10 protein-coding genes are annotated in these 12,848 nt (G+C 40.1%); 6 read left to right on the forward strand and 4 right to left on the reverse strand.

Annotation, left to right across the window (positions count from 1 at the left end):
* Positions 1-337 precede the first annotated feature (337 nt).
* Positions 338-3,610 carry an isoleucine--tRNA ligase gene (ileS, locus tag L2567_RS12250; RefSeq protein WP_235298069.1) on the reverse strand — a complete coding sequence of 1,091 codons (3,273 nt, stop codon included), beginning with the start codon at positions 3,608-3,610 and terminating at the stop codon, positions 338-340.
* 160 nt (positions 3,611-3,770) lie between these two features.
* Between ileS and L2567_RS12255 the strand changes: the two genes are divergently transcribed.
* From L2567_RS12255 to L2567_RS12265, 3 genes are read left to right on the forward strand one after another with little or no spacing between them, the layout of a single operon-like run.
* The gene (locus tag L2567_RS12255) at positions 3,771-4,673 is read left to right on the forward strand and encodes an ROK family protein (protein ID WP_235298070.1); all 903 of its coding nucleotides are present in this window, start codon (positions 3,771-3,773) and stop codon (positions 4,671-4,673) included.
* Between the two features lie 10 nt (positions 4,674-4,683).
* Positions 4,684-5,313, forward strand: a complete 630-nt coding sequence (locus L2567_RS12260) for an ABC transporter ATP-binding protein (RefSeq protein WP_235298071.1) — start codon at positions 4,684-4,686, stop codon at positions 5,311-5,313.
* Positions 5,310-6,545 (forward strand): ABC transporter permease, encoded by a 1,236-nt coding sequence (locus L2567_RS12265; protein WP_235298072.1) that lies wholly within the window; start codon positions 5,310-5,312, stop codon positions 6,543-6,545. The genes L2567_RS12260 and L2567_RS12265 overlap by 4 nt, the downstream gene beginning before the upstream one ends.
* Before the next feature lie 71 nt (positions 6,546-6,616).
* Here the strand turns inward: L2567_RS12265 and kbl are convergent, their stop codons facing one another.
* Both kbl and L2567_RS12275 read right to left on the reverse strand, forming a co-directional pair.
* The gene (gene kbl, locus L2567_RS12270) at positions 6,617-7,801 is read right to left on the reverse strand and encodes a glycine C-acetyltransferase (protein ID WP_235298073.1); all 1,185 of its coding nucleotides are present in this window, start codon (positions 7,799-7,801) and stop codon (positions 6,617-6,619) included.
* 74 nt (positions 7,802-7,875) lie between these two features.
* Entirely contained in the window at positions 7,876-8,808 is a 933-nt protein-coding gene (locus tag L2567_RS12275) for an NAD-dependent epimerase/dehydratase family protein (RefSeq protein WP_235298074.1), read from the reverse strand.
* Between the two features lie 59 nt (positions 8,809-8,867).
* On the opposite strand from L2567_RS12275, the gene L2567_RS12280 reads away from it, so the two are divergent.
* The 3 genes from L2567_RS12280 to L2567_RS12290 all read left to right on the forward strand — a co-directional run bounded on the left by L2567_RS12280 (position 8,868) and on the right by L2567_RS12290 (position 11,989).
* Positions 8,868-9,245 carry a VOC family protein gene (locus L2567_RS12280; protein ID WP_235298075.1) on the forward strand — a complete coding sequence of 126 codons (378 nt, stop codon included), beginning with the start codon at positions 8,868-8,870 and terminating at the stop codon, positions 9,243-9,245.
* A 922-nt stretch (positions 9,246-10,167) separates the two neighbouring features.
* Positions 10,168-10,848, forward strand: coding sequence for an ATP-binding cassette domain-containing protein (locus L2567_RS12285; protein WP_235298076.1), 681 nt, complete (start codon positions 10,168-10,170; stop codon positions 10,846-10,848).
* A 37-nt stretch (positions 10,849-10,885) separates the two neighbouring features.
* Complete coding sequence (locus L2567_RS12290) at positions 10,886-11,989, forward strand: Gfo/Idh/MocA family protein (protein WP_235298077.1); 1,104 nt, start codon at positions 10,886-10,888, stop codon at positions 11,987-11,989.
* A gap of 98 nt (positions 11,990-12,087) precedes the next feature.
* On the opposite strand, the gene L2567_RS12295 is transcribed toward L2567_RS12290, so the two are convergent.
* Positions 12,088-12,840, reverse strand: coding sequence for a zinc ribbon domain-containing protein (locus L2567_RS12295; protein ID WP_235298078.1), 753 nt, complete (start codon positions 12,838-12,840; stop codon positions 12,088-12,090).
* Positions 12,841-12,848 lie beyond the last annotated feature (8 nt).

Below are 12,848 nucleotides of genomic sequence, written 5' to 3' on the forward strand. Positions count from 1 at the left end.
CATTAAGGGAAACGCGAGGCATAAAATAATTAGAAGTGAAAAGGATGATTTCAAGGGTTTGGGTGATTATTTGTGTGAAAGATACTTAAAATCCCAATTACATTGTGCTTATCCTGATCTTTGTTAGCTGCTGAGAATTTCTGTGAATCTTAATGATTGCTTTATTCTATCTTGCGCCAGCTTTGACCAGTGAAAGGCATTATCTGACAGCACAGAAGAAGTTACATGGCTATGGTTAAGACCAAGATTCGGGATCAATACAAATAATTTCCTATGGAGTCCGGACAGTGTTTCAATGCGGCAAAAATACTATGAGCATTTGCATAGAGAACGCTCGCTATACTTTTTCCACCTGAATTTTCGTACTCACACCATCATTTAGTTCTTCCGTTTCTGCAGTCAATGTACCATGTTGATCAATGGTGTTTGCCAAAGTTTCCGTCTTGATGTACGCTCCATGCGCTTCGATGACCTGGCCGATGATCGGTTCATCTCCCACGCTGATTGCAATTTTATCTGTAACATTGAAATCTGCAGACTTTCTTAAGTTCTGTACCCTATTGACAATTTCCCGCGCCAGCCCTTCCAACTGGAGCGCTTCTGTCACTGTGACATCCAGTGCCACGGTTAGATCTTTATCATTTGCCACTTGCCAGCCGGGGATATCTTCGCTCACTATTTCAAAATCCTCGAGGGTCAGATCATATTGATCATCTCCCACAACCAGTTGATATGAATTGGTCGCTTCTATGTCAGCAATATCTTTTTGACCTAAAGCAGTGATGATGGCACTTCCTGCTTTCATATTCTTACCCAGCAAACGACCAAGCGTCTTGAAATTGGGTTTAATTTTTTTCTTAATGACACCATCTGTATCTGTAATGTATTCGATCTCTTTCACATTGACCTCAGCAAGGATAAGATCTTTTACCGCATCCACTTGATGCTGAAAATTATCATCCAGCACTGGAAGAAGGATCTTATGAAGCGGTTGCCTCACTCTAATTCGCTCTTTCTTGCGCAATGACAGAACAAGAGAAGATATACGCTGCGCATAATCCATGCGCTGTTCAAGTGCTTTGTCAATCAACTCTTCCTTTACTTCTGGAAAGTCAGCCAAATGAACGGAAGGATGGTCCTCTAATGATGTTACTTCATTCAGATTTCGATACAGCCAATCGGCAAAAAACGGAGAAATCGGTGCCATCAACTTGGCAACTGTAAGCAAACACTCGTATAAGGTCTGATAAGCTGAAATTTTATCTTGCCCGTACTCTCCTTTCCAATACCTCCTTCTGCACAGTCTTACATACCAATTGCTCAGGTGGTTTTCTACAAAATCCTGTACCGCTCTACCTGCTTTGGTCGGCTCATAATCGGCGTAAGATTCGTCAACAAATTTGATCGTAGAATTTAATTTCGAAATAACCCATCGATCGATTTCTGTCCTTTCATCCATGGGAACAGCATCTTCAGCAAATTTAAATCCATCAATATTGGCATAAAGCGTGAAGAAACTGTAAGTGTTATAAAGTGTACCAAAAAATTTACGCTTGACCTCCTCGATACCTGCTATGTCAAACTTTAGATTATCCCATGGATTAGCATTCGTCATCATATACCATCTGGGCGCATCTGCTCCGTGCTGCTCCAGAGTCTCGAAAGGATCCACAGAATTCCCCAGTCGCTTAGACATTTTCTGCCCATTTTTGTCCAATACCAATCCTGTTGAGACCACATTTTTAAAGGCATAACTGTCCATGATCATGGTGCCAATAGCATGTAGAGAATAAAACCATCCTCTCGTCTGATCTACCCCTTCAGAGATAAAATCAGCAGGGAAATTAGCCTTAAATGTTTCTTCATTTTCAAATGGATAGTGCCATTGAGCATACGGCATCGAACCACTGTCAAACCATACATCTATCAGGTCCAGCTCTCGAACCATCTTCTGGCCATCTTCTGACACCAATACTACGTCATCGATGTACGGTCGGTGAAGATCTGTAGGTGCTGTTTGATTCAAGCCAAGAGTAGCATTGGCCTTCTTAATCTCCTGCTCCAACTGCTCTATTGAGCCCACCATTTTTTCTTGTTCTCCGTCTTCTGTCCTCCATATAGGAAGCGGAATGCCCCAAAACCTGGATCTGGATAAGTTCCAATCCTGTAAATTCTCGAGCCATGATTGGAAACGTCCTGTTCCGGTATGCTCAGGTTTCCAGTTGATCTGTTTATTCAATTCTGCCATCCTGTCTTTAGCAGCAGTAGCTTTGACAAACCAGGAGTCCAGTGGGTAATATAGTATGGGCTTATCTGTTCTCCAACAATGGGGGTAGTTGTGCTCGTACTTATTGACATTGAACGCCTTATTCTCCTTTTTTAGAAGAATGGAGATATCCACATCCACATTTTCATAATCCGGATCGTCTTTGTAGTTTTTGACATACCTTCCTGAGAAAGGACCTACTGAATCAATGAATTTTCCCTGCTTGTCCACCAGTGTCAATGTACCCAATCCATTTTTGATACCGACCTGTCTATCATCTGCCCCAAAAGATGGAGCAGTATGTACGATACCCGTACCATCTTCAGTAGTTACGAAATTTCCAAGAATGACCTTAAAGGCATCTGTCTGATCGTACAATGGTTCAATTTCGTTACCAAAATCCAATAATTGCTCGTAACGAATGCCCTCTAATTCTGAACCTTTAAAGGAAGTGGATTGCTCAATGATGGCAGGTTGATTGTTTCCACCAAACCATTTACCTACAAGATCTTTAGCAAGAATGACACTCACAGGCAAATCGGTATAAGGGCTTAGCGTCTTGACCTTGACATAATCTATTTTTGGTCCCACGGTCAGGCCTGTGTTAGAAGGTAATGTCCAAGGTGTAGTGGTCCAGGCAATGATTCTGACATCTTCATCCTCTGTTTCGAAAAGAGACTGAGAAGTTTCATTTTTAATGACCTTAAACATTGCAACTGCTGAAGTGTCTTTTACATTCTTGTAGCAGCCAGGCAAATTCAATTCATGTGTGCTCAGGCCTGTTCCCGCGGCTGGAGAATAAGGTTGGATAGTATATCCCTTGTAAAGCAAGTCTTTATTGTAAAGCTGCTGAAGCAAATTCCAAACGGATTCGATATAGTCATTTTCAAATGTGATATAAGGCTTGTCCAGATCTACCCAGTAGCCCATTTTTACGGTTAGATCATCCCAAAGATCCTTGAACTGCATGACGGTCTCCCGGCAAAGCCTGTTGTATTCTTCTACACTAATTTTAGTGCCAATGTCTTCCTTGGTAATTCCTAAATTACTCTCCACTTTTAACTCTACAGGAAGTCCATGAGTATCCCAGCCGCCTTTTCGGTCAACCCTTTTACCCTTCATGGTATGGAATCGACAGAATAAATCCTTTACAGCTCTGGCCATGACATGGTGAATGCCCGGTTTCCCATTAGCCGAAGGAGGACCCTCGTAAAATACGAAGGTATTGTTTTCATCTTTCTCTTCGATACTTCTTCTAAAAATTTCCTCTTCTTCCCAAAACTTGAGTATATCCTGGTCTATTTGCGGTAAATCGAGCCCCTTAAATTCTCTATATAATCCCATGTCCAAATCAATTTGAGGCGCAAAGATAACAAAATGGGTAGTAGCATAGGCAATCACATTGATGCATTATTTATGCACTTCAAATTTATTTTGTAAAATTAGATCGATGACTTAAAGGTTAAATTGATTTTCAGTATTCTTGTAAGCTAAAGATTGGATTATGGCTTATTTGCTAGGAATAGATCTTGGAGGCACCAAGATTGAAGGGGTAGTCATCAATGAAGGAAATGTGCTGGATGTCATTGCGAGAAAAAGAGTTCCCACTGAAAAAGAGAAAGGATACGAACATATTAAAAATAATATCGCAGGTTTGGTGTCTGATCTTGAGGAGGAAGTGGACTATACCTTTAATAAAATCGGGATAGGAACACCCGGTTCGATAGATGCTAAAACCGGCTTACTTAAAAATTCTAATACCACCTGCATCAATGGCCAACCCTTTCAAAAGGATTTGTCAAAACTTTTAGATAAAGAAGTCAATATGGCCAACGATGCCAATTGTTTTGCGGTGGCTGAAGCCAAGCTGGGAGCTGTCCTTGAACATGCTCCGGATGCCAATGTCATATTCGGTGTTATTATGGGCACCGGTGTCGGAGGCGGTATCGTGATCGATGGAAAGATTTTGAATGGATTGCATGGAATTGGAGGAGAGTGGGGCCATATGCACTTGGACGACTCAGGTGGTCAATGTTATTGTGGTAATATTGGATGTACTGAAACTGTGATTAGCGGTCCATTTACGGAGAAATATTACACCGCCTTATCTGGAGAGAAGAGAAGTTTAAAAGACATTGTAAAGCGGTACAGAAGCGGAGATGATGTGCATGCCAAAATGACCATGGAACGCTTATTTGACAGATTTGGTCGGGGGATTGCCGATATTTTAAACATACTTGATCCTGATGTGGTTGTTATCGGAGGAGGTGTAGGTAACATCGATGAATTATATACTTTGGGTGTGGATAAAGTCAAGGAATATGTTTTCAATGATTATTTGAACACCGTATTTCTCAAACCTAAATTAGGCGATAGTGCCGGTGTTTACGGAGCAGCGTTGTTATGACAGAATAAAAATGATAAAAGCCAGCAATATATCTTTCGCATACAATGAATCTACTCGTTTCGATTTTCCTGACATCGAATGTCCTCCCAAAGCATCTTGTCTGATTATCGGTAAGTCCGGAGTTGGCAAAACCACCTTACTTCATATTCTGGGAGGAGTTTTGAAGCCAGACCAGGGAAGTGTTCTGATAGGAGATGCAGACCTCAGTAAACTTGATGGGACTAAATTAGACAAATATAGGGGTAAGAATATCGGTATCGTATTTCAAAAACCTCACTTTATTTCTTCACTTAACATATTGGAAAATTTACTTTTGACACAAAATCTGGCTGGTGTAAGGATGAGTAAATCCGATATATTGATGGTTTTGAAAAGTTTAGAAATCGAGGACAGAGCCTATTCTAAACCTTCAAAATTGAGTCAGGGAGAGCTGCAAAGGGCATCAGTGGCACGTGCAGTCATGAATCAACCCAAGCTTATACTCGCTGATGAACCAACATCAGCTTTAGACGATGAGTCATGTGAACAGGTTTTGCATTTGCTCCAGAATACAGCCAGGGAAATGGGAGCTGCATTGGTGATCGTCACTCATGACGGTAGGCTAAAGGAATTAATTGACCATCAAATTGTGCTTTCATGAACAATTTGATACTAACTTGGAAAAATCTGATTCACCGACCCTTGAGCCTTTTGCTGAATGTGCTCTTATTTGCCTTAGGCGTCGGTCTGATCTCTCTTTTAATTCAGGTAAATACTCAACTGAAGGAACAATTTGATCGAAATCAGGCGGACATCAATATGGTTGTAGGGGCTAAAGGTAGTCCACTTCAAATGATCTTGAGTTCCATGTATCATATCGATAATCCAACGGGCAATATCAATATTGGCGAAGCCAAGCCCTTTTTAAACCCCCAACATCCCTATCTCAAGACCAGCATTCCTTTATCCCTGGGTGACAGTTATCAAAAATATAGAATCATCGGAACCACTCCGGAGTTTGTGGAACTGTATTCAGCAGAGATAAGCGAAGGAAGATTGTGGGAACAGGCATTCGATGTAGTAATTGGAATGGCTGTAGCTGAATCTTCAGACCTGAAAATCGGTTCAGAATTTAACAGCTCGCATGGTTTTAATGACGATGAGGGTATGGAACATGAACATCACACCCAATTCAAAGTGGTAGGCATCCTGGAGCCAAGCGGGTCGGTGATAGATCAACTCATATTGACCAGCCCCAATACAATCTGGGCGGTTCATGAACACGATCATGCCACAGACACCATATCTAATATTTTAGATAATCAAGAATTGATGAAGTATGAGGATAAGGATATAACCACTATACTCATTCAGTTTAAAAATGCTAAGAGTGTTCCTGCTCTTAATATGCCTCGCGCGATCAATGAAAATACAGATTTGCTCGCAGCCAATCCGGTGTATGAAATTAATCGATTGTATGCCATGGTAGGAGTAGGCGCTGAAACTTTACGATATTTGGCTTTTATTCTCATCGCAGTCTCCGCTTTCAGTGTATTTATCTCCCTTTATAACTCCTTGAAAGACCGTAAATACGAACTGGCGGTCATGCGAGTTCTAGGAGGAGGTAGAGGTAGACTTTTCAGCATGATCATTCTTGAAGGATTACTGATTGCCTTACTAGGAACATTACTGGGCCTTGTTCTTGCTCACGTGGGAATGTTTTTCGTAGCCAAGGGTATGGAGGGGGCCTATCGGTACAGTTTTACAGGTAGTAGATTCTTTATTGAAGAAGCTTATCTGGTATTGGGAGCAATGATCATCGGTATATTAGCTGCACTCATTCCGGCGATTATGGCAGCTAGAACGGAGATTCATAGTACGCTAAATCATTGATCACACTTGCATATGAATGAAACTTCCTTACTTAAGCTAGGGTTGTGGCTTAACTGGAGCACCATTTTAAATTATATCACTCCTAATTCTTTTCCAACCTTAGTAAATGCGTTTATCGCCTTATCAATGTCTTCTTTTTCGTGACCTGCGGAAATCTGAACACGGATACGCGCCTTTCCTTTCGGTACCACAGGATAAAAGAATCCAATCACATAAATTCCCTCTTCCAGTAACCTTGCCGCGAAATCCTGGGATAGCTTAGCATCATATAGCATCACTGGCACAATGGGATGAACACCTGCAATAATATCAAAGCCTGCTTCTGTCATTCCTTCTCTGAAATGCGCGGCATTAGTTTCTAACTTGTCTCTAAGCGCTGTCGAGCTGCTCAATACATCCAAAACTTTAATCGAAGCACCGACGATGGAAGGAGCCAGTGTATTACTAAATAAGTAAGGCCTTGATTTTTGCCTCAACATTTGAACGATCTCCTTTGAAGCCGCTGTAAAACCGCCTGATGCTCCTCCTAATGCCTTACCAAATGTTCCCGTAATGATATCGACTCTTCCCATTGCACCACAATATTCATGTGATCCGCGACCTGTTTTTCCTGTAAACCCGGTTGCATGGCAATCATCGACCATAACCAATGCACCGTATTTATCCGCTAAATCACAAATCTTGTCAATCTGCGCAATGACACCGTCCATTGAAAAAACACCATCTGTAGCAATCATGATTCTTCTGGCACCTTGAGCCTCTTTCAACTTCGCCTCCAGATCTTGCATGTTATTACTGTCATATCTAAAGCGCTGCGCCTTGCACAATCTAATTCCATCTATGATGGAAGCATGATTTAGTGAATCAGATATAATAGCATCTTCTTTACCCAATAATGGTTCGAAAAGACCTCCATTGGCATCAAAAGCAGCTGCGTATAAAATGGCATCTTCCAATCCCACAAAGTCTGCGATTTTTCGCTCAAGCTCCTTGTGAATGTCCTGAGTGCCACAAATAAATCGTACAGAAGACATTCCGAATCCGTGGCTGTCGATGGCTTCCTTTGCCGCTTTAATAACATCTGGATGAGAACTCAGACCCAAATAGTTATTGGCGCAAAAATTCAACACCTCTCCAGCTTGATCTGTCTCTATCTCCGCTGCCTGAGGAGTGGTGATGATTCTTTCTTCCTTGTAAAGCCCAGCTTCACGAATTTCTTCCAATTCTGATTGTAAAGCTTCATTTATTTTATTCATTGCTTCTTTTTTATTGTAAAGTTAAAAACACTTGACATACCACAACAATCCTTTGCAGCATCGACACATGGCCATTAAGTCAGATTGTTAATCATATCTTCTGTCATCTTACTGATATCGTATTCGGGATCCCAATCCCAATCCGCTCTGGCACTGGAATCGTCGATACTTTCTGACCAACTGGAAGCAATTTCCTGCCGGTGATCTGGCTTGTAAGTCAATTCAAACCTGGGATAATGTTTCCTGATTTCATCTACGAGTTCAGAAGGGCTGAATGACATCGCAGATAAATTGTAACTCGTCCTTACCCGAATGTTATCTTTCTCAGCTTCCATCAACTCTGTAGTAGCTCGGATGGCATCCGGCATGTACATCATGGGCAGCTTGGTATCTGCTTTTAAGAAACATTCATACTTTTCGCCATTGATCGCTGCGTGAAACATCTCTACAGCATAATCGGTTGTTCCTCCCTGAGGAATGCTTTGCCAACCAATAATGCCCGGATAGCGAACAGACCTGGAATCAAGACCGTACTTTTTAAAATAGTAGTTACACCAAAGTTCACCTGCAACTTTACTAATGCCGTATACTGTCCCCGGCTCCAGAGAAACATGCTGAGGCGTATTCAATCGCAATGTGGTGGGACCATATACTGCGATTGTACTTGGAAAGAAAATCTTATCCAGTTTCAGTTCGACTGCGATATCCAAAATACTAAGAAACCCCGTCATGTTGACCTCCCAAGTCTTCTGTGGATTAAGTTCACCACTTGCTGACAATATCGCTGCCAGATGATATATCTGGGTAATTTTATAATCTCCAATATATTCTTTCAGTCTTACTTTATTGAGAATATCAATAAAATCAAAAGGCTCATTTTTATGCTTGGGCTCTGTAATATCTGTCGCTATCACATTTTCTGTCCCGTGAATCTCCCGCAATGCCTTGGTAAGAGCTGTACCAATTTGTCCATTGGCGCCCGTCAACAGTATTTTCTTCTCCTTCATGCACCCAAAACTAATTGGAAATAAATAATCTTCAATAATAATTACATTATTTTTGATTCATGGATCTAAATCAAGTTACTGTCCCCTCGAAGGACGTCGAAAAATCGATAAAGTTTTACCAAAAAATGGGCTTGAAACTTATCGTTTCAGCACTACCGCACTACGCAAGATTTTCCTGTCCGACAGGTTCGTCGACATTTTCTGTTCATTTAGTAGAAAATTTACCTCATGGTGATAGAATTTATGTTTATTTCGAATGCGAAAACTTAGATGACCGTGTCCATGACCTAGAGGGAAAAGGTATAGCTTTTGACGAGAAGCCGAATGATAAGTCATGGTTGTGGCGCGAATCAAGGCTCAAGGATCCCGATCAAAATCAAATAATCCTTTATCATGCAGGTAAAAATCGACTTAACCCTCCATGGAGAATAAATTAAGATCAGTTAATATATATTACCTAAAATTGCAATTCAAAAGGTTTGAACGTTTTTGCAGTGAACTAGGAATGCCCTCATTGCTTGCACTCTTTATATCTCTACTTATTTTCGCGGCAGCTTCATTTTTACTTTTCGAGCGCATGGAGTCTGCAACAATCATTTATTTTGCATGCTCGATATTTGCCTTAATGTTTGTTGTAAATCGTTCTCCTCTAGATTTATTGAAATCAATCTTTACCAAGCGTCAGCTGATAATAATTAGGCTATTAGAGCACCTTTTGATCGCTGTACCATTCATGATCATTTTAATTATAAAATCTGGTTGGATGTGGATGGTTGCTCTGCTTATGACTGCTATAACTCTTGCTTTCACTCCGATACACTCCTTTAATACCCCGCGCATACCTACTCCATTTAAAAAACTCCCATTCGAGGCAATTGTGGGATTTCGCAGATGGTTAGTATTAATCCTCATCAGTTATTTCCTTTTAGCGAAGGCAATACAAGTGGACAACAGCAACTTGGGAATAGCAATGCCAGTTTTCTTAATCTTACTATGTGTCACATTTTACCTTCGAATAGAGCCAATGATATATGTTTGGATATACCGTTTTTCTCCAAGAAAATTTTTATGGTTAAAATTAAAGAGTGCGTATAAGTGTACCATGATTTTAATATTTCCCATGATCATACTAATAGGGATCTTCTTTCCAGAAAGTATGCTAGGTCTTCTTATAGCACTGATTTATGGGTTGATGATCCTAACACTTCTAATTTTAGCTAAATGGGCTTCGTACCCTGAAGAGATCAATATTCCTCAAGCTGTACTAATGGGTATAGCTTTTCTTCTTCCACCTGTGCTGGTTTTCATAATGTTTATGTTCTATAAAAAGGCAGTAGGCAAACTAACACCAATTTTAGTATGCTAGAGATACAAGATATTAAAAAGTCATTCGGGAATAAAGATGTATTGAAGGGTATTTCACTTCAGTTCTTACCAGGATATATTTATGGGATCGCTGGTGAAAATGGTGCAGGAAAGACCACTTTATTCAGGTGTATTTCAGGATTGGAAATCTCAGAAGGAGCTATTTACTCTCCATATGATATTTTAAAAAACCATATAGGACTACTACCCACAAATCCTAAGATCATTAGTCGAATTACTGGCTGGGAATACTTAAAATTACTTGCACTTGCAAGAAGCGTCAAGGAAGATGATTTCGAAGATCAAAATATTTTCGATCTACCATTGAACGAGTTTGCTGAACATTATTCCACAGGAATGAAGAAAAAATTGGCACTTATGGCTATTCTTTTGCAAAAAAATGACATCTATATCTTGGACGAACCCTTTAATGGTGTGGATATTCAGAGCAATATGGTGATCCAATCCATATTACAAAAATTAAAGGCACTAGGTAAAACCGTTCTCATTTCATCACATATATTTTCCACTTTAAGAGAATCATGTGACTTTATACATTTGCTAAGAGAAGGAGAAATAAAAATGTCGTCAGACAAGAGCAATTTTACAACCATAGAGCGTGAAATGATCAAGGGATCTACAACCAATAAGTTAAACTTGCTTCGTTTGACTTAATATCTTTTCCTAACTTTCTTTTTTCCAATTTTTTGATATGAAATATACTTATACTTTAGCACTACTTCTGCTACACGTTTCATGGACATTGGCTCAAAATCAACCCTTAAAACTTGGAATCGCAGGTTTATCCCACACGCATGTACACTGGATATTAGGATATAATAAAAATGATGTGACACTGGTAGGAATAGTAGAGTCAGATTCTATCTTGGTTCAGAAATACGCTGATCAATATGGATTTTCTAGGGAAATTGTTTACGGTAGCTTGGAAGATTTGTATGCCAATGTGGAAGTGGAAGCAATTGCAGCATTTGGAACCATATTTGATCATTTAGAGGTCGTAGAAAAAAGTGCACCTAGAGGCATTGATGTGATGGTTGAAAAACCACTGGCTGTTAGCAATGAGCACGCGAATCGAATGGCAGAATTAGCGGAAAAGTATAATATCCCCCTCATCACCAATTATGAAACCACATGGTATCCGACTAATCATAAAGCCAAAGAACTATTGGATGCCGAGGCAATAGGAGATTTGCAAAAAATAATTGTAAGTGACGGGCATCGTGGACCTAAAAAAATAGGAGTGAATAAAGAATTTTTAGATTGGCTGACAGATCCAGTGTTGAATGGTGGTGGAGCACTCTTTGACTTTGGTTGCTACGGGGCAAACCTTGCGACTTGGCTTCAAAAAGGAAAACGCCCTATATCTGTCACCGCTATAACGCAGCAATTACAACCCGGAAACAACCCAAAGGTAGACGACGAATGCATCATTATTTTAGAGTATGAAAACAGCAACGCAGTTCTTCAACCTTCATGGAACTGGCCTATGGGCAGGAAGGATATGGAGATTTATGGATTAACGGGAGCACTTTATGTTGATAATAAGAGGGACCTTCGAATTAGAATGGCTGAAGGTTATGATGGGTTCACGGAGGAAAAAATGACTTTATCAGATCTACAGACACCCTATGATAACCCATTTTCTTACTTCGCTTATCTTATTAGGGGTGATCTAGAAATGCAACCATACGATTTGTCAAGTATCGAGAATAATCTTATCGTAGTAGAAATTCTGGAAGCGGCACGAAAAAGTGCAATCGAGAAAAAAACCATTTATCTTACTAAAGATAGATGATTTTACGCTGTTACATACAAATAAATAGTCTATTTTTCTATAAAAGTTTTGTATTCATTTACTGCAATCGCTATTCGAGAGCCTAGATTATAAGTACTTTACTCCACTTCCACTCCTACTAACTCCGGACCTACCAGGACCCTACCACAATGCTCGCAAGCTATGATTTTCTTGGCATTTCCAATTTCGATGATCACCTGAGGTGGAATTCTGTTGAAACAACCACCACAAGCCTCTCTCGCTACAACTGCAACCGCAATACCATTCTTATAGGTATCTCTTATTTTATCGTAAGATTTTAGTAATCTTGGCTCAATATTTTTTCTGATTTTTTCGGCCTCTTTTTGAAGTTTCGCTTCTTCCTTCTCCGTCTTAGCTATGATTTTCTCAAGCTCCACTTTTTTGGCTTCTAAATCCTTGTTCTTACCTTCTAATCTAAGCTTAGATGCATCCACCGTTTCCTGCTTAGCCTCCAACTTAACCGCAATTTCCTTGATCTTCTTTTGAGAAAGTAAAATCTCAAGTCGCTGAAGCTCAATTTCTTTGTTTAATGCATCGTACTCCCTATTGTTTTTTACATCCTCTAACTGCTTCTCGTATTTCTCGATCAATGCCTCACTATCCTTGATATTTCCATTATGCCTGGAAATTTCATTCTCATACTCTTCTATCGCCTCCTCATTTCTCGAAATCCTTTTCTCTAAACCAGCAATATCGTCTTCAAGGTCACCAACTTCCATAGGTAGAGCGCCCTTTAATATTCCGATTTCATCCACCTTGGAGTCGATGGTTTGCAATTTATATAGGTCTTGCAATTTATCTGCAACCGTTTGTTCTTTAGTACTTGCCATTTCTTATT

The sequence above is a fragment of the Portibacter marinus genome, from assembly GCF_021533195.1.
GTDB classification, from domain to species: domain Bacteria; phylum Bacteroidota; class Bacteroidia; order Chitinophagales; family Saprospiraceae; genus Portibacter; species Portibacter marinus.

What these genes read in the sequence shown, in the direction of transcription:
- ileS (WP_235298069.1), bottom strand. Translation starts at nt 3,610, where the DNA reads ATGGGATTATATAGAGAATTTAAGGGGCTCGATTTACCGCAAATAGAC.
- L2567_RS12255 (WP_235298070.1), top strand. Translation starts at nt 3,771, where the DNA reads ATGGCTTATTTGCTAGGAATAGATCTTGGAGGCACCAAGATTGAAGGG.
- L2567_RS12260 (WP_235298071.1), top strand. Translation starts at nt 4,684, where the DNA reads ATGATAAAAGCCAGCAATATATCTTTCGCATACAATGAATCTACTCGT.
- L2567_RS12265 (WP_235298072.1), top strand. Translation starts at nt 5,310, where the DNA reads ATGAACAATTTGATACTAACTTGGAAAAATCTGATTCACCGACCCTTG.
- kbl (WP_235298073.1), bottom strand. Translation starts at nt 7,801, where the DNA reads ATGAATAAAATAAATGAAGCTTTACAATCAGAATTGGAAGAAATTCGT.
- L2567_RS12275 (WP_235298074.1), bottom strand. Translation starts at nt 8,808, where the DNA reads ATGAAGGAGAAGAAAATACTGTTGACGGGCGCCAATGGACAAATTGGT.
- L2567_RS12280 (WP_235298075.1), top strand. Translation starts at nt 8,868, where the DNA reads ATGGATCTAAATCAAGTTACTGTCCCCTCGAAGGACGTCGAAAAATCG.
- L2567_RS12285 (WP_235298076.1), top strand. Translation starts at nt 10,168, where the DNA reads ATGCTAGAGATACAAGATATTAAAAAGTCATTCGGGAATAAAGATGTA.
- L2567_RS12290 (WP_235298077.1), top strand. Translation starts at nt 10,886, where the DNA reads ATGAAATATACTTATACTTTAGCACTACTTCTGCTACACGTTTCATGG.
- L2567_RS12295 (WP_235298078.1), bottom strand. Translation starts at nt 12,840, where the DNA reads ATGGCAAGTACTAAAGAACAAACGGTTGCAGATAAATTGCAAGACCTA.